The 23,115-nt window shown below is 58.4% G+C and carries 18 protein-coding genes; 5 read left to right on the forward strand and 13 right to left on the reverse strand.

Going from position 1 to position 23,115, the window contains the following annotated elements:
* Positions 1–3 precede the first annotated feature (3 nt).
* Positions 4–4,176, reverse strand: a complete 4,173-nt coding sequence (locus BUC26_RS12225; protein WP_073376410.1) for a DEAD/DEAH box helicase — start codon at positions 4,174–4,176, stop codon at positions 4–6.
* 454 nt (positions 4,177–4,630) lie between these two features.
* Here BUC26_RS12225 and BUC26_RS12230 point away from each other — a divergent pair, with 454 nt between their 5' ends.
* Positions 4,631–5,365: a recombinase family protein gene (locus BUC26_RS12230; protein WP_084540629.1), complete on the forward strand. Its 735-nt coding sequence runs from the start codon at positions 4,631–4,633 to the stop codon at positions 5,363–5,365.
* A 50-nt stretch (positions 5,366–5,415) separates the two neighbouring features.
* Here the strand turns inward: BUC26_RS12230 and BUC26_RS12235 are convergent, their stop codons facing one another.
* Positions 5,416–7,320 carry a SurA N-terminal domain-containing protein gene (locus BUC26_RS12235; RefSeq protein WP_073376413.1) on the reverse strand — a complete coding sequence of 635 codons (1,905 nt, stop codon included), beginning with the start codon at positions 7,318–7,320 and terminating at the stop codon, positions 5,416–5,418.
* Between the two features lie 525 nt (positions 7,321–7,845).
* Between BUC26_RS12235 and BUC26_RS12240 the strand changes: the two genes are divergently transcribed.
* A complete protein-coding gene (locus BUC26_RS12240) occupies positions 7,846–8,166 on the forward strand; it encodes a TusE/DsrC/DsvC family sulfur relay protein (RefSeq protein ID WP_073376415.1) in 321 nt (106 codons plus the stop codon).
* 194 nt (positions 8,167–8,360) lie between these two features.
* Here the strand turns inward: BUC26_RS12240 and BUC26_RS12245 are convergent, their stop codons facing one another.
* The 4 genes from BUC26_RS12245 to BUC26_RS12260 are packed head-to-tail and all read right to left on the reverse strand — an operon-like array spanning position 8,361 to position 10,853.
* A complete protein-coding gene (locus BUC26_RS12245; RefSeq protein ID WP_073376417.1) occupies positions 8,361–9,155 on the reverse strand; it encodes an ATP-grasp domain-containing protein in 795 nt (264 codons plus the stop codon).
* A complete protein-coding gene (locus BUC26_RS12250) occupies positions 9,152–9,397 on the reverse strand; it encodes a hypothetical protein (RefSeq protein WP_073376419.1) in 246 nt (81 codons plus the stop codon). Before BUC26_RS12250 ends, BUC26_RS12245 begins: the two co-directional genes overlap by 4 nt.
* A 20-nt stretch (positions 9,398–9,417) precedes the next feature.
* Entirely contained in the window at positions 9,418–9,852 is a 435-nt protein-coding gene (locus BUC26_RS12255; protein ID WP_073376421.1) for a bactofilin family protein, read from the reverse strand.
* A gap of 8 nt (positions 9,853–9,860) precedes the next feature.
* On the reverse strand, positions 9,861–10,853 hold the full coding sequence (locus BUC26_RS12260; RefSeq protein ID WP_073376423.1) for a M23 family metallopeptidase: 993 nt from the start codon (positions 10,851–10,853) through the stop codon (positions 9,861–9,863).
* Between the two features lie 183 nt (positions 10,854–11,036).
* Here BUC26_RS12260 and BUC26_RS12265 point away from each other — a divergent pair, with 183 nt between their 5' ends.
* Entirely contained in the window at positions 11,037–12,872 is a 1,836-nt protein-coding gene (locus BUC26_RS12265; protein WP_073376425.1) for an ABC-F family ATP-binding cassette domain-containing protein, read from the forward strand.
* Between the two features lie 65 nt (positions 12,873–12,937).
* Here the strand turns inward: BUC26_RS12265 and BUC26_RS12270 are convergent, their stop codons facing one another.
* The 3 genes from BUC26_RS12270 to BUC26_RS12280 all read right to left on the reverse strand — a co-directional run bounded on the left by BUC26_RS12270 (position 12,938) and on the right by BUC26_RS12280 (position 16,473).
* Entirely contained in the window at positions 12,938–13,255 is a 318-nt protein-coding gene (locus tag BUC26_RS12270) for a carboxymuconolactone decarboxylase family protein (protein WP_073376427.1), read from the reverse strand.
* 258 nt (positions 13,256–13,513) lie between these two features.
* Entirely contained in the window at positions 13,514–14,932 is a 1,419-nt protein-coding gene (locus BUC26_RS12275; RefSeq protein WP_073376429.1) for a GTPase/DUF3482 domain-containing protein, read from the reverse strand.
* The gene (locus BUC26_RS12280; RefSeq protein ID WP_073376431.1) at positions 14,929–16,473 is read right to left on the reverse strand and encodes a DUF2868 domain-containing protein; all 1,545 of its coding nucleotides are present in this window, start codon (positions 16,471–16,473) and stop codon (positions 14,929–14,931) included. Before BUC26_RS12280 ends, BUC26_RS12275 begins: the two co-directional genes overlap by 4 nt.
* A 192-nt stretch (positions 16,474–16,665) precedes the next feature.
* Here BUC26_RS12280 and BUC26_RS12285 point away from each other — a divergent pair, with 192 nt between their 5' ends.
* Complete coding sequence (locus BUC26_RS12285; protein WP_073376432.1) at positions 16,666–17,583, forward strand: DUF362 domain-containing protein; 918 nt, start codon at positions 16,666–16,668, stop codon at positions 17,581–17,583.
* Positions 17,580–19,193 (forward strand): 4Fe-4S binding protein, encoded by a 1,614-nt coding sequence (locus BUC26_RS12290; RefSeq protein WP_084540631.1) that lies wholly within the window; start codon positions 17,580–17,582, stop codon positions 19,191–19,193. Before BUC26_RS12285 ends, BUC26_RS12290 begins: the two co-directional genes overlap by 4 nt.
* Positions 19,194–19,205: 12 nt before the next feature.
* Here the strand turns inward: BUC26_RS12290 and BUC26_RS12295 are convergent, their stop codons facing one another.
* The 4 genes from BUC26_RS12295 to proV all read right to left on the reverse strand — a co-directional run bounded on the left by BUC26_RS12295 (position 19,206) and on the right by proV (position 22,969).
* Positions 19,206–19,679 carry a MarR family winged helix-turn-helix transcriptional regulator gene (locus tag BUC26_RS12295; RefSeq protein ID WP_073376434.1) on the reverse strand — a complete coding sequence of 158 codons (474 nt, stop codon included), beginning with the start codon at positions 19,677–19,679 and terminating at the stop codon, positions 19,206–19,208.
* A 157-nt stretch (positions 19,680–19,836) separates the two neighbouring features.
* A complete protein-coding gene (proX, locus tag BUC26_RS12300) occupies positions 19,837–20,874 on the reverse strand; it encodes a glycine betaine/L-proline ABC transporter substrate-binding protein ProX (protein WP_073376436.1) in 1,038 nt (345 codons plus the stop codon).
* Between the two features lie 20 nt (positions 20,875–20,894).
* A complete protein-coding gene (locus BUC26_RS12305; RefSeq protein WP_073376438.1) occupies positions 20,895–21,731 on the reverse strand; it encodes an ABC transporter permease in 837 nt (278 codons plus the stop codon).
* Positions 21,731–22,969 carry a glycine betaine/L-proline ABC transporter ATP-binding protein ProV gene (gene proV, locus BUC26_RS12310; protein WP_208609784.1) on the reverse strand — a complete coding sequence of 413 codons (1,239 nt, stop codon included), beginning with the start codon at positions 22,967–22,969 and terminating at the stop codon, positions 21,731–21,733. Before proV ends, BUC26_RS12305 begins: the two co-directional genes overlap by 1 nt.
* Positions 22,970–23,115: the final 146 nt, after the last annotated feature.

Raw genomic sequence — 23,115 nt, forward strand, 5'->3', positions numbered from 1 at the left:
GTTTCAGTGTTCGCGGATCAACTTGATCAATTCATCCGAGCTGAGCCGGGCGCTCGTGTCGGTCCCTTCCAGCAGGCTGTCGGCCAGGTCTCGTTTTTCCTGGTGCAGCTTGACGATTTTTTCCTCGATGGTGTCTTTGCAGACCAGGCGGTAGATGGTGACCGGTCGGGTCTGGCCGATGCGGTGAGCGCGGTCTGATGCCTGGTCTTCGATGGCCGGGTTCCACCAGGGGTCCATGTGAATCACGTAATCGGCGGCGGTCAGGTTGAGCCCGAGGCCGCCGGCTTTGAGGCTGATCAGAAAGAGATCGCCATGGCCGGATTGGAAGGACTCGACCCGCTCCTTGCGGTGTTTGCTGCTGGTGCTACCATCCAGGTATTGATAGCTGATTCCCCTGGCATCGAGATACTCGCGAATGATGTCGAGGTGGCCGATGAACTGGCTGAACACCAGCGCCTTGTGCCGGCTGGCGATCAACTCTTCGATGAGCGACGAGAACACTTCCAGCTTGGCGCTCGGCAGCGTCGACTCCTTGGAGATTAACCGGGCGTTGCAGCAGGCCTGGCGAAGCTTCATGATCTCGGTGAGGATCTGCAGATGACGGCCCTGATTGTCGGTTGCCTGTTCCAGCAGATCCAGCGCATTCTGGCGCAACGCCTCGTAGAAATGCTGCTCTTGGGAGCTCATTGTCACCTCGAGGGTGACCTCGGTGCGCGGCGGCAGTTCCTCGAGGACTTCCGCCTTGATGCGGCGGAGGATAAAGGGGCGAATCAGTTTTTTCAGACGTAACCTGGACTCGCGATTGTTGAACCGCTCGATCGGTACGGCGAAGCGCTCATTGAACTGCTTGTGGGAGCCGAGCAGTCCGGGGTTGATGAACTGGAACAGATTCCACAACTCGCCGAGGTGGTTTTCGATCGGGGTGCCGGTGGTGATCAGCTTGAACCCTCCCTGCAGGGCCATGGCCGCCTGCGACCGTTTGGTGGCAGCGTTTTTGATTGCCTGGGCCTCGTCGAGGACGATGGTCTGCCAGTTGATTTTGGCCAGGGCGTCGATTTCCTGCTGCAGCAGGGTATAGGTGGTGATCAGCAGATCGAATTTGGTGAGGCCGGCGATTACTTCCTCGCGATTTTTGCCGGCCAGTTGTTTGATTGTCAGCGTTGGGGTGAAACGGGCCACTTCGCTGAGCCAGTTGGTGGAGACCGAGGTCGGAGCGACCACCAGCGAAGGGCCTTCGCTTGCCCGTTGCAGGATAATGGCTAGTGATTGCAGTGTCTTGCCGAGACCCATGTCATCGGCGAGACAGCCGCCGACGTTCCAGCGGGCCAGGCGGGCCAGCCAGTAATAACCCTCCAGTTGATAGTCGCGAAGTTCTGCCTGCAGGGTGGACGGCAGTTTCGGGACGTAGGACTGGATCTGCCTGATTTTCAGCAAGTGATCGCGCCAGCTGGAGTCTGCGGCGGTCCGGGCCTGTTCGGCAAGTTTTTCCAGCGGCAGTGCGGCCAGGGGATGAATGAGTATCTCCTGCTTGTCTTCGGACTGGTGATCGCCGGCATAGGTATTCAACTCGTCGAGACGCTTTCTGAACTCTTCGGTCAAGGCGATGAACTGCCCGTTGCTGAGGCGAACGAAGCGACTGGGGTGATCTTTGAGCCGGTTGAGCATGTCCTTGAGATCGATCACCACGTTCTGGTCGAGTTGCACCTCGCCGCTGAGCCCGAACCAGTTCTGCCGGTTGGTCCTGATCTTCAGGTTCAGATTGGCAAACGAGGCCCGATGGCTGATGCTCAGTTTTTCTCCTTCCGGCCATTCGACGATGACCCGGTCGCTGGCGTCCTGCAGTTCCAAAAGGGCCTGCAGACAGTCATCGGCACCATGCAGGTGCCATTCGCGATCGTTGCCGTGTTCGAGGTCGACGGCCAGATCGAGAATGGGACACAGTTCTTCGACTTCCCGGGCACGCCGCTCTTCCTCGGCCAGGTTGCGCCTGGTCTGCAGGCGCCGGCCACCGACCTCCGCCATGACGTTCTCGACACCCTGACCAGGCTTGAGGTAGTGATTGCCTTCTCGGAACGGTTTGACGAACATTTCCAGGCGAAAACCACTGCCGAACGGCAGGATGTGCATATAAATGCTCGGATCGGCATCGACCAGCACGATGTCCTGTGCCTGGCGTGCCGATGCATCGACGGCAATGGCCGAGTGGACGGTCATGAAAGAGGAAATATTGCCGATGGCGGTCAGGACCTGCTCACTGGCCTCGATCGGTACGATCAGGCCGTCGGTGCCGGTGATTTGCGCGATACGCCGGTGGTTGTCGTCGATTCGGACGATCTTGAAGCGGGTCGGGGTCTCCCGGATGACCATGATGTTCGCGTTGCTGATCGGCAGGGAGAAGTTGATATGGAGGTGTTCGTCGTGCTCCTCGATGAGCAGCTCCGGCTCACCGGCGACGCATTCGACCGGAGTCGACGGTGCCTCGCCGAGAAAGAGCAGGGGGTGGCCAACGAGCGCCGGGAGCAGCTTTGTCCGGTCGAAAAAATAGTGTGCCTGGCCATCTCCCGATTCGTCCTTGCCGATCGCCTGGCAGATCTTTCGATCGTGCAGGGTGAGATAGGGCAGCCGGGTCGGGGGGAACAGTCTCTCCAGCGAGATCGGCCGTCCTTTGCTCCACAGTCCGTCACCGGTGCGTTTCTGTTCCCGGGGGCGGACGGTGATGTCGCCCTGCTGGTAGTCGAGCAGCCAGGTGAGCCTCGTATCCTGGTCGACGTATTCCTGGACCGCGGTGGAAGAGATCGCTATCAGGGCCTGCAGGCTGCGTTTCCAGGCCTCCTCGGGTTCGACCAGATCAACGAGCGGGGTAATGCCGGTCTTGTTTGCCAGCGATGCGGTCGTCTCCTGGTGGAAAGCACTGTCCTGCCGGGACAGTCGCCCGAGCAAGTCGGCCAGGCAGAGACTGTAAAAGTGATACCCGTGCTGCTGCGCTTGCTCGAAGAGTCGGCGGGCCTCAGTCTCGACGTCAGGTTCGAGCACCGCGGTGAGCCAGAACTGGGCGAGGCCGGTAAAGAGCACGGTCAGGCTGGGCGGCGAGCCGGTTTCCGGCAAGACGATGGCGGCGGTCTGGCCGGAACGATGCAACTGGCTTTCCAGGAACGTGGCGAGGATGCCATAGGTCTCGCTCTCTTCGCTGTTCTCAAAACGAGTCAGGGCGATGGTGATCTGTTCCAGGGCCTGCTCCAGGCCGGACCGGCTTTGCCGGGCGATCAGGGACAGGACATGGAACAGGCCGGGAATGCCGAAAAAGGCGACATCCCGGCGATCGCTGATCTCCCTCAGCTGCTCCAGGTCGTCGTTAAACAGGGGGCGGGCTGTTTCGTAGGAACCCTTCAGAAAAGCGATACTGCCGGCTGAGCCGGTGGCCCGGAATGCATCGGGCTGGTTCTCGAGCATCCCGACGGCGGCATCGATACGGCCCTGCAGCAGGTATTGGTCGAACAGCAGCCGCTGAAAGGGTAGTCGCTCGTCGTCGTCGAGCTGACTGAATTCGGCATCATCTTCGAGATAGGCAAGAACGTCCGGGAACCGTAACAGGCGACTCTGGGCATAACGGAGGATATAATTGAGCAGAAAAAACCGCAATGACGGGGCCAGCGAGCGGAACCAGGATCGCTCAAACGGGCAGGTCACGACCTGGACCGCCGGAGGATGCGGGGTCAGCATTTCCCGGCATTGTGCGTAAAGGAAGTGCAGGGACTGGTCGATGAGACCGAGATCCTGCAGGTAGATTCCGACGCGCAATTCTCGCATCGCCCGCCAGCACCTCGTGGTCCATTTTCCGTAATAGTAGGAAAGCGGTGCTTCTTTGCGGATGACTGTGGCGAAGCGTTGAAACGAACCGTCGGCGACCGCCGCCCGGCTCAGCGATTCTACCAGATCGAGCCGACACTGCCGGTTGTCGTCGAGAAAGCCGAGGGTTTCGAGCTTGGTCAGACAGTTGTTGACGCTGGATGTGGTCGGTCGATTACCGCGCGGGCCTTTGATGTCCAATTTGCGCAGACAGCTGACGAGCAGGGTGGAATGGGCCGGTTCGTAAACGATGGAAAGGATCTGCAGCAGGGTCCTTTCAAAGCTGTTGAGTTTCTTGAAGTCGCTGAGGATGTCTTCGTTGCTCGGCATGATGAGAGATCACAAGAGATCGATTGACCCGTTCAAGCCACGGATGCGGTGTCGGTAAAAACCGCAAATCCGCGGGGCAAGAGGGAACTATAGCATTGTCATGCCTCGATAGAAACGAAAAAGTGGCAAATCACCCAGAGAAGGATGGCTCACTGCACGGCGTTCGGCAGGTATTGTTGACAGAATGTGGTGACGGGCGGTGGAACGTGTCAACTGTCTCGCTATAATTGACACGGGGAGTCACGCGTGCTAATGATTGTTGACACAACGGAGCCATTTGCAAAACAATCTTTTCGCCCAAACTCTGCGTTATGCTCAAAATTTTATCATCGGAATATCAATTATATGCCTGTGGTAAAATTTTTCGCATGCCTTGATTTCGAGCGAAAATCTAAGTTTTGCAAAAGGCTCAATGTTGTCAACAAAGAATGCCAACAGACCGACTGATGAGTGAATGATGACCGTTTATGGGTACTTGTTTCTTGCGGCCGACCGGGAACATCGTGTTCCGGTGGCCGACCAGTCCTCCGGACTTGCCGCTTTTGCCGCCTCCCTCGGGCTGGAGGTGACGGAGATCTGTGTTGAAGAGGGCGACTCGCTGAAAAAGCCGTTTCGCGATCGGCCCCAGGGTGGAATGCTGTTCGAGCACCTGCAGCCCGGGGATGTTGTGGTCGTTCTTCGGTCCGAATGGGTACTCGCTTCGGCCGGCTCGGCGGTTCGTTTACTTGCTGAGTTGCGCAAGCGACGCGTCTCGCTGTATTGCGCCGATCTCAATGAAAACCTTACCCTGCCGGTCGAGCGGCGTCTCGTAGTCTCGGAGGGCAACCAGGAACTGGTGCGTGGTCTTCTTGAAGCCCTGGCGGCATGTGAGAGCAGTAGTCATGGGGAGGCCATCAAGGCCGCCAAGCGCAGGAGCCGGCGCCAGGGTCGTTATATCGGGGGACCGGTGCCGTTCGGCTGGCAAGTCGATGACAAAGGGTTTCTCAGGCAGCGCGCGGACCAGCAGCGGGTAATCGAGGCGATCAAGGAAATGCGTGGTGCCGGGCACTCTTTCCGGGAGATTGCCGGCCGCCTTGGCGATGAAGAGGGCATCAGCCTGTCCCATGAAGGGATTCGGCGTATTTTGAGCGCTGACCGGGCCAGAAAAGAGCGCGAGCAGGGTGGTGCAAGTGTGCCGGCGGAGCGGTAGCCGCCGCCACCCTGCTTTGCCGTTCTGCGGTCGAATGCGAGCTTTGTGGTTCAGGAACGTCGTAGGCTTTGATGGATGGATATCTTGGCCTGGTTTTGCCGGCTTTCCAGCCAGGCTTCGACAAGTTGTTGTTGCTTGAACTCGATGAGCAGTTCCCGGTAGCGCTGCCGATCGGCATCGCTGATCGGCTCTTCCGGGGCTTTTCGTTCCTCGAGTTGCAGGACGTAAAAATCATCGTCGACCATGCGGGGCTCCGTGGTCACCGGCTCGGCACGGGTAAGCCGAAAGGCCTCCTGCACGAGCTGCTGCGGCAGGGGTGACGACGGGGCCGGCTCGTTTTTTTTCATCGGGCCGGAGTTTTCGAGGGTCAGGTTGCTCTCAGCGGTGACGTCGGCGAATGATGTGCCGGTACCGAGTTTTTCGATTACCTGCCGGGCCACGCTGCGCGCCTTGTCGGCGGCCTGCTGGCGGCGGAAATCCTGCTCGGCCTGTTGTCTGACCTGCTCGAGTTCCGGAACGCGCGGTTCCCTGATATCGTCGATCGCCATAATCGCATAACCGTCGTCAACCTCGATCAGAGAACTGAGTTCCCCTTCCTTGAGAGAAAAGGCGACATCGAGAAAGTTCGGATCTGCCGTCATTCCTTCAGGGGGTGCCGATCGACTGAAGAAATCGGTCGTGATGACGTTGGTTTCGGGGTGATCCTGCAGAGAGGCGTCGAGGCTGCCAGCCCCGATGATCTGTTCGTAGACCGTGCCGGCCTGCTGAAAAGCAAGCGATCGGGCTTTGTCGAGGCGCAGCTTGGCGCTGATTTCCTCACGAACTTCATCGAGCGTACGTACCCCGCCCGGCCGGACAGCGACCAGTTTAATGATATGGTAGCCGAAATCGGTCTGGACGATGTCGCTGATCTCGCCTTCCTGCATCGCGAAGACGGCATCTTCAAACGGCTTGATCATCTGGCCCCGGTTGAAAAACCCGAGCTCGCCGCCGGATTCGGCCGTTGCGTCGTCGGAATACTCGCTGGCCAGTGCGGCAAAGTCCTCTCCGGCGCGTGCCTTCGTCAGCACCTCTTCGGCGAGACTACGCTGCTGCTGGTGGATCGCTTCGTCGGCGTCCGGGGCGGCTTTCAGGAGGATATGACGGGCGTTGCGCGATTCCACGGTCTGGTATTGCGTTTGATGCTGATCGTAATACGCACTGATTTCTTCGTCGTCGAGCGAAATTTTAGCGGCAGTCTCAGTGAAACTGAACGGCAGGTAGGTCAGTTTGACCGCCGCCTCCGTTTTGTAGCGGTCACCGGCCTCGTCATACCACTGCTTGAGCGCCTCTTCGTCAATCTCGATTCCGGCAAGATAGCGATCCGGCGCGACAACGGTGTAGGCAACGGAAACTGTCTCGTTTTCCAGGTTGTACAAGTCCTCTATTTCACCGTCACTGACGGAGGTGACGAACGAGGAGAGGGACTGAGCCGTTTTCGCATCAAGCAGGTCATGCCTGAGCGACTGTTCGTACTTCTTCGGGGACAGCCGGTTGGCCGCGAGAAGGGATTGATAGCGTTGCAGGTCGAAGGCGCCGTTGTCTTGGAATTGCACCATCGATTCGATTTCATCCTGGATTTCCCGAGCGCTGACGCGCAAACCCATGGCCTGGCCACCTTGTCGGAGCAGGGCTTCCTGAATCAACTGGTTGATGACCTGGCCTCGGATATCGAGATTGTCGGCCAGCGCTTTCGGGATGGTGCCGCCAAATTGCTCGCCGATCCTGGCATAGGCACGATCATAGGCCTGTTGATAATTTTGAAAGGAAATCTCTTCACCATTGACAATGATGGCGGCTTCCTGCTTGTTCATCATATTGGTGCCGACTCCCCAGAAGATAAAGACAAGGGCGATGACGACAACAATGGCTTGAATAACCAGAGATTGGGCTCGTTTTCGGAGAAATGCTAGCATGGGCTATGGTTGGCTGAGGCTTCATGATCGTTCGTCCAGGGAGTCTGGTACCGCCGGAAAGGGAGGAACGAAGCAATCAATCTATCGTTGAAATCGAACAATCTCCCCTTCCGTCCAACGAACGAAATCCTTGCTCTGAGCAAACGGCAAAGGAGCCGGCGGCGGGTCGGGCGGGGGTGTCCGGGACCGTCGATCAAACACGGATGATCGCGGTTCGATTTACCCTGGATATCCCCTTCGTGCAAGGAAAATCGCACAGATGGGACGGTCGGCAACCGGTCCGGCGGCCGGAGTGGGTCGGAACTGGAGCTGGTCGTCGAACCGATACCGGCAGGAGCTGTTACCGCCGCGAAGACCACGATGTAACATGCCGAAAAGACGTTGAAAGACAAATGATTACTCATTCACTTGACAAATACTTTTGCCTATAGTATTAAGCCCAATTACTATAGCGAGTGTGAGAAGTAATTTCTTACGGGTACTATTACGAGGTCTCAAAGAATCACTATATCAAGGAGGTACGAAATGCCCACAGTAGAACACAATGGAAAATCCTTCCAGGTTGATGAAGATGGATTCCTTTTGAAAGGAATGGAAGAATGGAATGCCGAATGGGTCGATTACGTCAAGGCGTCAGAGGGTATTTCCGAGTTGACCGACGAGCATCAGAAAGTTATCGATGCACTGCAGGAATACTACAAGAAGAACGGTATTGCCCCGATGGTTCGGATCCTCTCCAAGACCACCGGCTATCCGCTGAAGCGGATTTACGAGCTGTTCCCCTCGGGACCGGGCAAAGGAGCCTGTAAAATGGCAGGTCTGCCGAAGCCGACCGGTTGCGTCTGATTTTCTACCAGGTTTAGTTCTGACCTTGAAAAGGAGAAGCTCCACCTGGAGCTTCTCCTTTTTTTTATTGCTCGAGCCATTTGCAAAACAATCTTTTCGCCCAAACTCTGCGTTATGCTCAAAATTTTATCCTCGGAATATCATGTATATGCCTGCGGTAAAATTTTTCGCATGCCTTGATTTTGAACGAAAATCTAAGTTTTGCAAAAGGCTCGCTCGTTAAACGGCTGCGCACCGTCAATGAAGCGCTGGTGCACGGCATTGACGCGTTGCCGGTAATCGTCACTGGTGATGCGGGCCCCCCGCAAGCCGCCTCTCAGATTTATCTCCGAAAAATAAGTTGTCGCCGCATCGCTGTGCAGCAGATCGAGGTGGGCGTATGGAAAGCCACCCCGGGTCATGATCTGTCGACAGAGCTCAAGCTGCTTGTCGGTCAGAGTGCAGGGTGCGGCCGTTGCACCGCAATGCAGGTTTTGCCTGAAACCACAGGCATTGGTGCGTTCGTAGGCTTCCTGGTAGTCATCGATGATGATCACCCGGATATCTCGGGTACCGTCAAGAAACGGTTGGACGACAAAGGGGTAGGCGATCAGCCCGAGTACGGCCTGGTTGTAGATCTCTTCAATCGATGAGAAGAGCAGAACGCCCAGCCCGCCGTTTTTCCCCTCAAGCTTGAGGACAACCCGGCCGGTTCCGGTCCGGCCGTAGGCATCGATGGTCTCGATCAGGTCATGGATGGTGTAGATCACCGTGGACCCGGGGATCATCGCCCAGGAGAACAACCGTGTCTGGAGCGCTTTCGATCTGCTGCACAATTGGCTGCGAAATGAGGGAAAGCCGGTAATTCCGCGTTCGGCGAGATCGAGCAGCAGATGTTCTTCGCCCGGTCTGATCCTCAGACGGCAGCAGATCAGGTCGTCTGGCTCGAGTTGTTGGAAATGTGTGAAAGCGGTCTGGCTGTCGGTGATGATCCGGCGCTGCCGTTTCAAAAGATCATCTCCCGGAAGCGTTGATGGTAGTGGCTCAGGTCTTCCTGGCAGGAACCGCAGAAGAGCAGGATTTCACCATTGATCTGGGTGGCGTCGCTTTCATGGGTGAAGCTGCCGTCACTGTTCTGGTGGTAGTAAGAGGTGAGCAGGACGTCGTGAGCCAGTTCGATAAACGTCTCATCGTTGCCGCAGGCAGGACAGACGAGACGGTTGGCAATGCCGGGTGGTCGAGCGGAGGGCATGGCGGGAGTGGTTAGTGGGGTTATGAAGATTTCTGGGGTGGTGCGGTTTGAGCTTTCTGGGGATTTTTGGCTTCGCCGGTTCCGGAATTGCTGCCGGCGGCTTTTACCTCGCCGTCAAGTCGGGCGCCGGGTTCAACGGTCAGGCTGCCGGCCTCCAGCCGGCCCTTGATCGAGCAGCCTTTCCTGGCGGTGACCAGGTTGGCGATGATATTTCCCTCAATGGTGCCGTGACAGATAAAGGATGATACCTTGATATCTCCGGTGATTGTGCCGGACTCGCTGAGAATCAGGTGCTCTCCGCTGATGTCTCCGTTGATGGTGCCGTCGATGCGGGTTTTCCCTTTGAAAGAGATTTCCCCGCTGATGAGCATGGTCTTGTCGATAATGGCTGAAATTGTTTCACTCTCAGCTTTTTGCAACTCCTTTTCGACGCTGCTGCCTTTTTTGTTGAACATGAAATTCCCTACTTCTGCTTGGCTTTTGCCGTTTGGGTAATGTCTGCGACTTTCATGAATTTGGTCGGATTGATCGGCTTGTTGCCCAAGCGGATCTCGTAATGCAGATGGGCCCCGGTCGATCGCCCGGTATCGCCGATCTGCCCGATGACCTGGCCCTGTTCGACGCGCTCTCCCGGTTTTACCAGATAGTTTTGCAGATGGGCGTAAACGGTTCGGTAGCCGTTGCCGTGATCGACTTCAACGTAATTGCCGTAACCGCCGTTCTTGAATGCTTTGGAAACGGTTCCGGCAGCGGTGGCGAAGACCTTTTCACCCCGTTCACCGCGAATGTCGACGCCCTCGTGGAAGGCATTCTTCCCGTTGATCGGGTCGGTACGCTTGCCGTAGGCTGAAGATATGGAGCCGCTCGCCGGTCTGCCGAGCGGCATCAGGCGAACGGCTTCAAGATAATCGTCGACTTTTTTCAGCAGGTCGTCATAGGAGGTTTCGTCCGCCGGGACGTAGGGACCGCCGCTCCCTTCCTCCGCACCGGAGGCGCCGTCCTTGATCTTGACGCCGATGGTGTGCATGACCGTTTCGATCAACTCACTGCGCTGGTTCAGATCGCTGACCGCGGTGTTCATCAGGCGCAGGTTTTCCAGCTGCAGGTTGGTGTTTTCCAGATCGAAGGACATCTTCTGATCGGCCAGCGTATCTTGCTGTTCTTCAATGAGAGCGAGCAGCTCGGTCTGATGGGCCTGTTTGAGATCGGCGATCTGTTGCAGGTAATCCTTCGTGGTCTGTTCGCTGGTAGTTAGCCGCGTCTGCAGGGAATGGGTTTTCTTGGTCAGTAATTTATTGCTGAGATATGAGCCGGTAGTGAAGTAGCCAAAGACGCAGACACCAAGTAACAGGATAATGGCTGAAGAGAGAGAGAGCAGAGCCCCCTTTTTGGAAACTTGAAATGAGGACGAGCGCCCATTTTCTCCGGTGACGATAATGTGATATCGGTCATTCATGGCAGAGCCCTTCTCGTTGTTGTTAAAAGCTGTCTCTGTCTGTATGATGTCTGACTGTTCGGGCGTGGACGCTCCGGGCGCCCGAACAATGCTTTGCTTATACTCGTATCGTGTCAAACTATCAAGGTAAAATAGGCTGATTTTAAAAGCCGTTTCGTCGCTGAAAAGCGACAGACTATTTTCATGTCCGCTATCGTTTCCTGCCGCTCGGTTTCCAAGTCTTTTGGCGCCCAGCTCCTGTTTTCCGAGCTGAATCTTGTTATCGCCGAGGGTGATCGGATCGGTTTGATCGGCCCCAACGGTTCCGGGAAGTCGACCCTGCTCAAGATCATCGCCGGCCGAGATGAACAGGATCATGGAGAGGTGATCCGCCGCCGGAATCTGGTGGTGAGTCACCTTGCCCAGGAAGATGAACTGGACGGCGATCTGAACGGTGTGGACAATCTGCTGCAGGCACTGGCCGGTTTGCCGCTTGAACCGGCCGAACGGCAGAGCCGTGCCGAGGCTATGTTGAGCCGAGCGCAGCTGCCCGAACCGCAGTTGCCGGTGTCCCGGCTGTCGGGCGGTTGGCGAAAACGGGTGGCAATCTGCTGTGCGCTGGTGGTCGAGCCGGACCTGCTGATCATTGATGAGCCGACCAACCACCTTGATATCGCCGGTATTGTCTGGCTCGAGCAGGTGCTGGCTTCTCCGGGCGGATCGTCGTCGGGTCTTATCATGGTCAGTCATGACCGGCGCTTCCTGGAAACCAGTGTCAACCGGATCGTGGAGTTGTCCCGTAGTTACCCGTCCGGCACGTTCCAGGTGGACGGCAGCTATTCTCTTTTTCTCGAGAAACGCCAGGAGTTTCTGGACCAGCAAGCGCAGCAGGAAGAGCGGCTGGCCAACAAGGTCAGGCGGGAAAACGAGTGGTTGCGCCGCGGGCCGAAAGCCCGGGCGACGAAGGCCCGCTATCGGGTCGACGAGGCGTATCGGCTGCAGGATGAGTTGGCCCGGGTCAAAGCGTTGAACCGGGCCGAGGGTCGGGTCGGGATCGATTTCAGCGAGACCGGACGAAAAACGAAAAAACTACTTGAAGCACGGGGACTGAACAAAAGCGTCGGTGGTACACTCCTGTTCAGCGGGCTTGACCTCGTTCTCTCACCCGGTGTCCGGATCGGCCTGGTGGGGCCCAATGGCTGCGGCAAGTCGACCGTTATGCAGATCCTCTCCTCGGCAGCCAACGGGACATTTACCGCAGATGCCGGCGAGATCAATGTTGCCGATGGCGTGCAGGTGGCCACGTTTACCCAGGACCGCTCCGGAATCGATCGGCAGGCGACCCTGCGCCGGGCTCTCGCTCCGGAAGGTGACGGTGTTATCTTCCGGGGACGGCCGGTTCATGTGGTCTCCTGGGCAAAACGCTTCCTCTTTCGCCCGGATCAGTTGGAAACTCCGGTCGAGCAACTGTCCGGCGGTGAGCAGGCACGCATCCTGATCGCTGAATTGATGCGGCAGCCGGCTGACATTCTGCTGCTTGATGAGCCGACCAATGATCTCGACATCGCTTCGCTTGATGTTCTCGAAGAAGGCCTGCTCGATTTTGACGGCGCCCTGCTGCTCGTTACCCACGACCGCTACCTGCTCGATCGGGTCTGCGACAGTGTGCTCGGTTTTACCGGCGACGGAACCGTGCGCCGTTACGGGGACTATGAGCAATGGCTGCGTGATCTTGACGAATTAGGAAAGGAAGGCGGCAAGCCCGCACCGGCCGCGCCCGTAAAAAAGGAGCGGGGCGGTGGCAGTTCAAAAAAGGGAACGCGCCTTACCTACCGGGAGCAGCAGGAATACGAACGGATCGAAGAGCAGATCATGGCGGCCGAGGAACGGCTCGAATACCTGGAGGGGCGGCTCGGTGACCCGGGTATCGGTGTCGATCCCGAAGCCCTGCACCAGTGCTGGGAAGATCACGCTGCGGCCCGGCAGGAAGTGGACGCACTGTACCGGCGCTGGGAAGAGCTGGAGCAGAAGCGGGCCTGAGGGCGACCGATCGTACGGCGCTGCATGCCGTAAACCATGATCGGTCGCCGGCAGACCGGACCGAGCTATTCCGAGATCTCTGCCACCCATGACAGAGCGGCGGCGACTTTGGGAAAGCCGATCGTCGAAATGAGCACCAGCAACGCGTGTTCGATTTCCTGCCGGGTGGCCCCGGCGGCCAGTGCCCGTTTGGTATGGGAGTGCACCGCACCGGTTGACTGGGAAGCAGCCGCAACCGCCAATTGAATCAACTCGGTGGTTTTTCGGTCCAGTGGGCCGGCTTGGCGAACGGTCGATCCGACCTGTTCGACGGCCGCCATCACTTCCGGAAAGGTCTTGATCAGATACTGGTAATGAGCGGTGGGCTGATTGGGAACGGCCATAACCATACCTCCAGGGTTGAGGTGAAACGTTTATGTCAGCTGGCGAATGATTTCGGTGGTGGCCATCACTTCTGCCGACCGTTGCGAAACACTGCTTGCCCAAGGTACCGGTTCGGGATGCTCTCCGCTGTGGCGACCGGTTTCTTGTTGTCGGCGTATGAATCTCGCTGGCTTAAAATTAAGCGGCGGAATCTGTTTGTCAACGTGGCTTTGTCTGGCTGAATAACGTGCCCGTCAATGACAGAGACAGCCCCTTTTTCAGCGTTGCTCCCGTGTGTCGAGGCTAATGTTCATCAGCGTTTTGACGATGATATTTTCCATCTGTTCGGAGACGTCATCCCCTGACGGCGGGACGGTGCGACGAGCCGAACGGAAGAATGCGTGACAGGTTCGCAGTTCGGCAGCACTCCAGGTGTCGGTGAAGGTGTCGGGGGAGGTGTGCTGCTGTTTGCCGGGTTGTTCCGAGTAATCGCGGCGGCCATGGGCCCAGTTGATGATGTGACTGAAGAACAGCAATTCCCGGTTGATCAGCACGAACATCAAGGAAATGTCCTTTGCCGGGCCGACGTGCAGTTCGGCCCCGGCCAGCCGCAGGCCAAGCAGTGAGGCGCCGGTCTTCAGCCGTTTGCGGCCGCTCAGCGCACCGAACACACCGGCGGCACTGCCGAGCGCGGTGAATAGCCCGAGACCGTGACCCAACGCCGCGACATCCACACCTGCCCCGACGGCGGCGCCGCTGAACAGGCCAAGCAGGATCAGTTGCTGGCGAGTCAGACCGAGCAGCTGCCAGGCGCGTTCGCTGAGCAGGTCCTCGTGCAGGATGGAGTGAGGCGGCAGTTCACAATTGAAGATATTGTGTTTGAACAGCGTGCGGATCTGTTGCTGGGCCTTTTTTTCGGCCTGCGCAACCGCGCCGCCGTATCTTTCCAGCAGGCGAGTGCGCAGCATCTCTTCATCGTCTTGCGGCCGACACTGATGAGTCAACTGCAGCGACAGGATCTCGGTGAGCAGGGAGCAGATGATCTCGGCACTGCGTCGGCAGCGCTGCTGCCAATCCTGTTGGAAGGTCCGGACCACTTCGGCCAGTACCGGCTGCCAGTCTTGATCGATGGCTTGCAGTGCGGTCAGCAGGTCGATCCGTTCTGCATAGGTGGCGCGATGGGCGTTGAACAGCCGCCAGGAGTTGAAATGCTGCCCCAACTCATCCTTCCAGGCCTGGAGAAACCCCTGTTCATTTCGCTTGCAGTTGATGACCGCCATGCGCGGCCGTCCGATCAAGCGCAGCAGTTCCATTTCGGCCTTGTCGATTTGCCTCAGCGGCCGCGAACCGTCGACCACGTAAATGACGCCGGCCCCGCGCACGAGGGGTTGCAGCAGCTCGTGATCCTCGCGAAATTCGAGCTGGCTGGCGGTCAGCTCGACCAGGTGGCGCAGTCCGGCCGGGCCGGTTTCACCGCTGCGTCGCAGTTCGGCCAGCAGCCGGGCCGGGTTCTGGAAGCCGGGGGTGTCGGTAAAGCGCATGATCTCGCGATTGTCGATGACAATTGGGAAGGTGCGGCAGCGCCTCGTTTCGCCGGGGAAGGGGCTGATCCGGACGGTGTCGTCCTCGGCCAGTGTCGAGAGGACGGAGGATTTCCCTTCGTTGGGGTGTCCGATAATGGCGATTTCCGGAATCATGGGCTGTCCTGGCCTGCTCTGCGGTTGCCGGCGCCGAGTTCGAAGACGCTCAGGAAGGGGTCGCCGAGTTCCTGCAGTTTGTGCTGCCAGAGCAGGCGGTCCTGGGGCAGCGGGGTGGCAAAGGTGTCCGTCTCGGTCGGGCTGCCGACCAGGCCGACAAAGATCGGAGTTGTCGTGCCGATGGCTGCGCGGATCTGCCGCAGGGTGTGCAGCCATTCGTTAATCGGCGGCAGCCAGGCTTCGGTGATCAGCAGCAGGCCGGTCTGTTGGCTTCGGCACGCTTCGGCTATGCGCTGCAGTTGATCGGCCGGGAGCGGTTCGTCGGACCTGAGGATTTCGCGGTCTCCGACCGGCAGACCATGCCGGCTGAGGAGATGATCGAGGGGTACGGTGAAGCGTTTGTCGGCAAGGTCGTCGGGAACGACGGTCAGCAGCGGTCGGTCGCTCGGAGTGTAGCGATCCGGTGTTGACGCGGGCTGTCGGTCGCCGTCGGCAGAATATGCAGACAGTTGATCGGGGGCGTCGGCGGCGACGGAATCGAGCAGCGGGGTGCGCATCCGCTGAACGATGCGCAGCAGATCGGGACGGTGCAGGTTCAGACGACGCAGAGAACGATGGCGCATTATGGCGCCAAACGGTACCAGGAGCAGGCGCAGGAGCAGGCCGTAGGTCAACAGCGCGAGTACCAGAAACGGCCACCAGGAAACGAGATCCTGGGTGGCCAGGTGATAGACGCCGTCTTTCAGGATGATCCGGCTCCCCTCGATTTCCGCAAGAGAGGGATAGGCGAACCGCTCGGGCACCAGCCAGGACCACGGAGCGGCAAGCAGGTTTACGATGCGATGGATCAGCGGTGTGGACAGCTGGATGGTTGACTGCCAGCCGAAGGCCTGATCGGTGGTGCTTATTTTCAAAAGCGTTGCCGCCAGCAGCCCGGTGTTGAGAAAGGCCATGAACTTCTGGGCCATCAGGAAAAGCGGCCAATAGAGCAGAGAGCTGTAGGCCGTGGTGATGCGCCGTAGCAAGCCGGAAAGACGTTTGGCCCCGGCGCCATGCCGACCGCTCAGAAACGGCAGCAGACCGATGAAGAGACGGACGAGCAGTGACGGCCAGAGCCTGATGCCGGTGAGGCGTAGGACGGTTGCGCCGAGCAGCAGCACGAGCATGATCAGCTGCGGGACGATGAACAGGAGGAGAAAATGGAAGACATTGACCGGATTGGTGCCGGAGTAATTGAAAAAGCTCAGTCCGGCTGCCCCGCCCAGGACCAGACCGAGGCCATAGAGCAGCAGGGTCAGCAGCCGCAACGAGGTGGCGACCTGGCTGCCGGGGCTTTTCATGCCGGAAGCGTCGAACAGCGCCCGCCTGCGGGCTGTGAGCCAGTGGTGGAGCAGCCGTCGCGGATTGTCTTCCCGGTCGTTGCAGCATTCCAGAAAAATGGCCCGATCCCGTCGGTGCAGCTGTTCGTGTGATTCGTTGCTGTCGCGATCGAGGCAATATTCGAGATCGATTATGTCGCGTTGTGTCCAGTCGGTATCCATCGGTCTCCGGAAGGGGGGCGCAGCCGGTTCGTCATGGGGCATCATCGTGATGATAGTAGAAAACCATGTCGATACGCAATGTTTGAAACGATAATTGTCATGAGGAAGATAAAGGTTCGGGCAGTTATTGAAGAATAATTATCATTTATGTTACTATGGTCGGACGCACCGTAAAGACCGGGAGGATAGCATATGGAAAGGCGGACATTTCTCAGGCAGCTGCTCCTTTATTCGTTGGGGCTGTCATTGTCTGCCCCCCGTTTTGGGGTGGCTGCGACCGGGGCTGAAACGACTGGGGCAGCAGAGCTGTCCCTGGTCTCAGGTGCCGACTATTCGGCCGTCGTTCGCCGGGCCCTGCAGCTGCTCGGCGGCATGGAACGCTTTGTTCGACCGGGCGCCAGCGTTGTCGTCAAGCCCAATATCGCCTGGGACCGGACTCCGGAATATGGGGCGACCACTCATCCGCTGGTGGTGAAAACGCTGGTCGAACTGGCGCTTCAAGCCGGGGCCGGTGAAGTGCGGATCTTCGATCATACCTGTAATGAGAAGAGGCGCTGCTACGTCAACAGCGGCATCGCCGACATCGTTGGTGCGATGGCTGAGCGGCGGGTCAAGCTGGACTACATCGACAGTCGCAAGTTCGTCGAGGTGAAGATCACCGGCGGCCGGTCGCTGGACAGTTGGGAGATCTATCGGGATGCCTTGACCGCCGATTGCTACATCAACGTGCCGGTGGCCAAACATCACGGACTGAGCGGGTTGACGCTCGGCTTGAAAAACGTGATGGGTGTGGTCGGCGGTAACCGGGGCCGGCTGCATCACGGACTGGCGCAGAAACTTGCCGATCTGGCCACCGTCGTCAGACCGACCCTGACGGTGATCGATGCCACCCGGTTGCTGCTGAGAAACGGACCGCAGGGTGGCCGGCTCGAGGATGTTCGGCAGGTCGACACGGTCATCGCCTCGGCCGATCCGGTGGCGGCAGATGCGGTGGCCACCACGCTGTTCGGTCTCGAACCGGAGCGGATCGAAACGACGGTGGCCGCGTTCCAGATGGGTCTAGGCCAGATGGACCCAAGCCGGATTCATATCAGCGAGCAGCGGTTGTGAGGCCTGGCGATCCGGCGGCGCAGAAACCTCTGTACCGGCGGCTGCGTCTGGTGCGCATGGCCAGTCAGCTCGGGTTTCTACTGCTCTTTCTGTTTCTCTTCGTCAATACCGATTACAGCGGCTCGGATACCATCCAGTACGCCGTCAACCTGTTGTTTCGCATCGACCCGCTGTTGGCGATCACGGCGATGCTGGCCGTTCGGGCAGTGATCGCGCTGATGTTGCCGGCCCTGCTGCTTGTTGGCCTGAGTCTGCTGCTCGGGCGGTTTTTTTGCGGCTGGGTCTGTCCGCTCGGCAGTCTGGTGGACGGCGTGCAGCCGGCAATGAAGCAGGGGCGGCGACGGCAGACCACGCTGTTTCCGCAGTTGGCCGCCACGCTGCTGATCTTTGTGCTCGTCTCGGCGCTGCTCGGGCTGCCGCTGGCCGGCTATGTCGATCCGTTTTCAATTCTCGTGCGCGGTCTCGCCCAGGCGGTTTATCCGGCCAGCCACAACCTGGCCGAGTCTTTTTTCACCATGACCTACCTGCATGCACCGGCATGGGTCAACCAGATTACCGAACCGGTTTACGGTTTTTTGAAAGAGACGGTGCTGCCCTTCGAACGGAAGTATTTCTCTCTGTCACTGCTCAGCCTGGCCATTTTGGCGGCGGTGTTTCTTGCCGAAGCGGTGCAGCGCCGCTTTTTCTGCCGCAATATCTGCCCGCTCGGCGCTCTGCTCGGCTGGTTTGCCCGGCTCGGGCCGACCGGTCTGCGAGGCGGCGACGACGATTGCGGGGCTTGCCGGCTGTGCAGCCGGATCTGCCGCATGGGGGCAATCGATGAGCGGCGGCGGATCGATCCGCAACGCTGCAGCCTTTGCATCGACTGTCTGGTCCGCTGTCCGCGGCAGGTCATCTCTTTTCGATCGTTCCTGCCGGGTAGTCGCGGTGTCGGGGTATCGCTGTCGCGGCGGCGCCTGGTCGGTACAATTGCCCTTGGCTGTGTGATCCCGCCGATACTCGGGGTGCGCAGGCTCACGGCGGCACCGAACCCGCTGCTGATCCGGCCGCCCGGCGCCCTGACCGAGGCCGAGTTTCTGCAGCGTTGCGTCCGTTGCGCCGAGTGTATCCAGGTCTGCATCGGCAACGGATTGCAACCGGTCCTGCTGGAGGCTGGTATTGAGGGGATATTCTCGCCGCACCTGGTAGCCCGGACCGGTTATTGCGAATTCAACTGCACTCTTTGCGGGCAGATCTGTCCGACCGGGGCCATCAAGGAATTGACCCGGGCTGAAAAGCATCGCACCAAGATCGGCAACGCCTGGTTCGACAAGGATCGTTGTCTTCCGTACGCCAAGGGGATACCCTGTATCGTCTGTGAAGAGCATTGCCCGACACCGGACAAGGCCATCAAGTTCCGAACGGTGGTGATGGTCGATGACCTGACAGGCCAACAGCAGGAGATCCGGCGCCCCTTTATCGTCGATGAATTGTGTATCGGCTGCGGAATTTGCGAGACCAAATGCCCGCTGCCCGGACGGGCGGCCGTTTTTGTTACCAGTGACGGTGAGATGCGAAATCCGGATAATCTTCTGCCTGAGAAAGGCGAGACCGATCAGTGGGGGTATTGAGCTTGAACCTTGTCAATCTTCGGGTATCGGCAGCAGATCGTCATCCTCACCCGTCCCGTTGAGAACCTCGACAAGGCCGGCCAAGCCGCTGTGCAGCGTGGCGAGATGTTTATCGGAAAGCCGCTGCAAGGCCCTGCTCAACTCGCCCTGAGCCGGCTGCGGGGCCTGGCTGAGAAGTGATTCACCCTGTTTGGTCAGGGAAAGGTGGACGCTCCGCTGATCCCTGCCGCTGCGGTCGCGATTGATCAGCCCTTGTTGCTCGAGTTTATCGAGCATGTTGCTGCAGGTGGACGGGTGAATGGTCAAGGCCGCTGCCAGCTCCGAGACCTTGATTCCCGGATTGGCGTTGATTTCGTAGAGCATCCAAAGTTTTGCGCCGCTCAGGCCGCAGGTCGTTTCGACATGCTTGGCGTGGGCCTGGATGGACCTGAACAAGATACGCAGATCCCTGGTAATCTCGTGTATGTGTGTTGTCCTGGTGCTCATGAATTCTCCCGGAAGAAGGTCTGCCGTCACGCTATTTAAACGTTTGTGCAGTTCTCTTCCAGTCTTTTTATTGCGGACTTGTTCGGCCGGGGAGCGGGGGTGCTGCAGAACGGCCCGGAGCGATGGTTCGCTCCGGGCCGCAGGGATGGATCCTGTGTTACATCGCTGCCTTGCGGGCCTCTTCAAGCCAGCCGTTCCAGGTTTCCTGGTTGTTGGCTATCCATTCATCGACATGACGTTCAATGTCTTTCTCACTCTTCTCGCCTTCGTTCATCCGCGTGTTCTGAGCGTTGATGTCTGCGAGCGGCAGGGTGAATACCTCGAAAAACCGCTTCGCGGCAGGGTTGGCTGCAAGGAACTCCTTGTTGGCGACAACTCGGATATCGGAGGCGACAAAGCCAAGCTTGACGGGATCGGATACCGCGCCGACAACACCAGAGACCTCCATGCGGTCTTCAAACCCTTTCTGGGCGTCGCTGGCATTGATTTCAGGGACGTTAATCCACATCACGTCTTCGCCGGGCTTGAATTTGTAGACGGTCCAGTTCGGCGTCCAGGTATAGAAAAAGACCGGTTTTCCATCTTTGTAATTACCGAGTGCCGAGGCCATACCGGCTTCGTAGGAAGCCTTGGAGGCGTTGATATGGTCGTTGAGGCCATAGGCGTTGAGATGGTGATCGATGACCTTCTCACAGCCCCAGCCGGGCGGGCAGGCGGTCAGATCGGCCTTGCCGTCGCCGTTGCTGTCAAAGGCTTTTTTCACGTCGTCCCGTTTGAAGTCTTCAAGGCTTTTGATGTCGAATTTTTCCACATCTCTCTTGGAGACCAGGTAGCCGCCCATACCGCCGGCCTTGGCGACAAAGCCGATTTTTTCAGCTTTTTCATCAAAATCTTTCGGCAGCTGGGCGTTATGCATCGGAAACCAGCCGTTGGCCCAGTAATCGACATCGGCCAGGGTGACTGATTTGTAGAAAATCGGGTTGGTCAGGTCTTTTGGGGCATTGGCTGTATAGCCGAGGGTTTCCATGGCGCGACGGATCAATGCTTCCTGGAAAAAACCGGTGTTCCAGGTGGCCCGGGCCGGATTCAGGGTAACTCCCTCGCCGGGCATGTCGGCCGCCGAGGTGGTGAGGGCGGTTCCTCCCACGGTGAGCAGAGCGATTGCCGCTGAGATTACGAATTTTTTCATCATCAGAATTCCTCCTTTACTTTCTGTTATTTTTTCTTACCCATGGATTGGGTTACACGGTCGAGAATAATAGCCATCAACACGATCGCCAGACCGCCGATGGTTGCCCGACCAATATCGAGTGTGTTGAGACCGAGGATGACCGGGGCGCCAAGTCCGCCGGCTCCGATCAGTGCGGCGATGACCACCATCGACAATGCCATCATGATGGTCTGGTTCAGCCCCGCCATGATGGTCGGCAGCGCCAGTGGTATCTGGACGCGCCGCAGCACCTGCCAGTCGGTGGCGCCGAAGGCCAATCCCGCTTCGACCAGTTCCGGGTGGACCTGGCGGATGCCGAGGCTGGTCAAGCGGACGATGGGCGGCAACGAAAAGATAATGGTCGCCAGTACCCCGGCAACGTTGCCGACCGAGAAGAGCATGACGATCGGAACCAGATAGACGAACGCCGGTGTCGTCTGCATCGCATCGAGACAGGGCCGCAGAATCGAATCGAACCGATCACTGCGCCCGGCTAACAGCCCGAGCGGGATGCCGACGATAGTGCAGAAGATGACCGACGAGAAGACCATCGCCAACGTGGTCATGGTGTCCGGCCAGAGGCCGAGCATACCGATGAAAACCATTGAAACGACACTGAAGATCGCCAGCCTCAGGCCGGAAACCCGCCAGGCGATGACGCCGACCAATACCACGATGACCAGTGGATGCACGGCGTGCAGTCCATTTTCCAGACCGGTCAGGGTGACTTCCACCGGCCATTTGATCATTTGAAAAAACCAGCGATACCCTTCCACCAGCCAGTCGATGAACGAACTGACCCATTCATCGAGCGGAATAAGCTTATCGTCAAACAGAAACATCAGTTTTCTCCCGGTTCGGTGCTCTTTTGTTGATGGTCACCGTTTTCCGCACGATGCAAGGTTCGCAGGAAACGGTTCTTCGACACGACGCCCCGGTATTTCTTCTCTTCGTTGACGACCGGGATCGGCCAGGAATGGGAAGCGACCAGCGGCAGGATATCCTGTAGGCTGTCGGTCTCGAGAACGGCGGTCGCCTCGGGTAGAAAGGCATCTTCTATCTTGGCACCGCTGGTCTTGCGCTCCAGGGTGTCGCGCAGTGAGTCGATAGAGACGACGCCGCAGAAGCGGCGCTGGGAATCGAGGATATAGGCGTACTCCCGGTCGAGGTCGTTGAGCTTTTCCAGCGTGGCCCGCAGGCCGCCCTGGCTGGTATGCCAGATAACCGTCGGCTGGGTGTCGCGGACGATGTCGCCGGCCGAGATGACCCCGGTCGGATCGACGCCGCGGAAAAAGGCCCGAACGTAATCGTCGGCCGGGTTCTGCAGAATTTCCTCGGGGGTACCGACCTGTACGACCCGGCCGCCTTCCATGATGGCAATGCGGTCGCCGATGCGCAGTGCTTCGTCAAGATCGTGGGAGATAAAGATGATGGTGCGTTGGTGCTGATCCTGCAGTTTGAGCAGTTCGTCCTGCATTTCGGTGCGAATCAGCGGGTCAAGGGCGGAGAAGGCCTCGTCCATCAGCATGATGGCCGGGTCGACGGCCAGACCGCGGGCCAGCCCGACTCGCTGCTGCATGCCGCCGCTCAGTTCCCGGGGGTGAGCATTTCCCCAGCTCTCCAGACCGACCTGTTCAAGGGCCACCAGGGCCCGTTCCTGCCGTTTGTCCTTGCTCATGCCGGACAGTTCGAGGCCGAAACTGACATTGTCGATAATATTGAGATGCGGCATCAGTGCAAAAGACTGAAAAACCATGGACGTCTTGGAGCGGCGAAAGTTGACCAGCTGGTTATGGTTCATCGCCATTACATTCTCGCCGTCAACGATCACTTCGCCCGATGTCGGTTCGATCAATCGGTTGAACATCCGCACCAGCGTCGACTTGCCTGAGCCCGAAAGGCCCATGACGACGAAGATTTCGCCTTGGTTGATGCTCATGCTGGCGTCCTGGACGCCGACGGTGTGTCCGGTCTGTTCGTAAATCTCTTCCTTGTTTTTTCCCTTCTTGAGAAGGTCCAGGGCTTGCTGTGGTTCCGGCCCGAAAATCTTGTAGAGGTTTTTAACGGCGATCTTCTCGATTGGTTCGCTGTTGTCCGAATTGTTATGATTATTATTCATGACAGTCACGCACCTCCGCGAGCGTGAATTCAGTGTCCAGTTTCAGTGGTCAGCCTAAAAAACACCGTCGAGAAAATCGGCGGTAGAGAGGAATGCGCTCGGTGCTG

Source organism: Desulfofustis glycolicus DSM 9705, from assembly GCF_900130015.1.
Classification (GTDB): Bacteria; Desulfobacterota; Desulfobulbia; order Desulfobulbales; family Desulfocapsaceae; genus Desulfofustis; species Desulfofustis glycolicus.

Coding starts and splice junctions, on each gene's coding strand:
- BUC26_RS12270 (WP_073376427.1), bottom strand. CDS start 13,255: ATGGCCGTTCCCAATCAGCCCACCGCTCATTACCAGTATCTGATCAAG.
- BUC26_RS12275 (WP_073376429.1), bottom strand. CDS start 14,932: ATGATTCCGGAAATCGCCATTATCGGACACCCCAACGAAGGGAAATCC.
- BUC26_RS12250 (WP_073376419.1), bottom strand. CDS start 9,397: ATGCCCTCCGCTCGACCACCCGGCATTGCCAACCGTCTCGTCTGTCCT.
- BUC26_RS12260 (WP_073376423.1), bottom strand. CDS start 10,853: ATGAATGACCGATATCACATTATCGTCACCGGAGAAAATGGGCGCTCG.
- BUC26_RS12240 (WP_073376415.1), top strand. CDS start 7,846: ATGCCCACAGTAGAACACAATGGAAAATCCTTCCAGGTTGATGAAGAT.
- BUC26_RS12305 (WP_073376438.1), bottom strand. CDS start 21,731: ATGTTTCTGTTTGACGATAAGCTTATTCCGCTCGATGAATGGGTCAGT.
- BUC26_RS12285 (WP_073376432.1), top strand. CDS start 16,666: ATGGAAAGGCGGACATTTCTCAGGCAGCTGCTCCTTTATTCGTTGGGG.
- BUC26_RS12280 (WP_073376431.1), bottom strand. CDS start 16,473: ATGGATACCGACTGGACACAACGCGACATAATCGATCTCGAATATTGC.
- BUC26_RS12235 (WP_073376413.1), bottom strand. CDS start 7,320: ATGCTAGCATTTCTCCGAAAACGAGCCCAATCTCTGGTTATTCAAGCC.
- BUC26_RS12255 (WP_073376421.1), bottom strand. CDS start 9,852: ATGTTCAACAAAAAAGGCAGCAGCGTCGAAAAGGAGTTGCAAAAAGCT.
- BUC26_RS12230 (WP_084540629.1), top strand. CDS start 4,631: ATGATGACCGTTTATGGGTACTTGTTTCTTGCGGCCGACCGGGAACAT.
- BUC26_RS12265 (WP_073376425.1), top strand. CDS start 11,037: ATGTCCGCTATCGTTTCCTGCCGCTCGGTTTCCAAGTCTTTTGGCGCC.
- BUC26_RS12295 (WP_073376434.1), bottom strand. CDS start 19,679: ATGAGCACCAGGACAACACACATACACGAGATTACCAGGGATCTGCGT.
- BUC26_RS12225 (WP_073376410.1), bottom strand. CDS start 4,176: ATGCCGAGCAACGAAGACATCCTCAGCGACTTCAAGAAACTCAACAGC.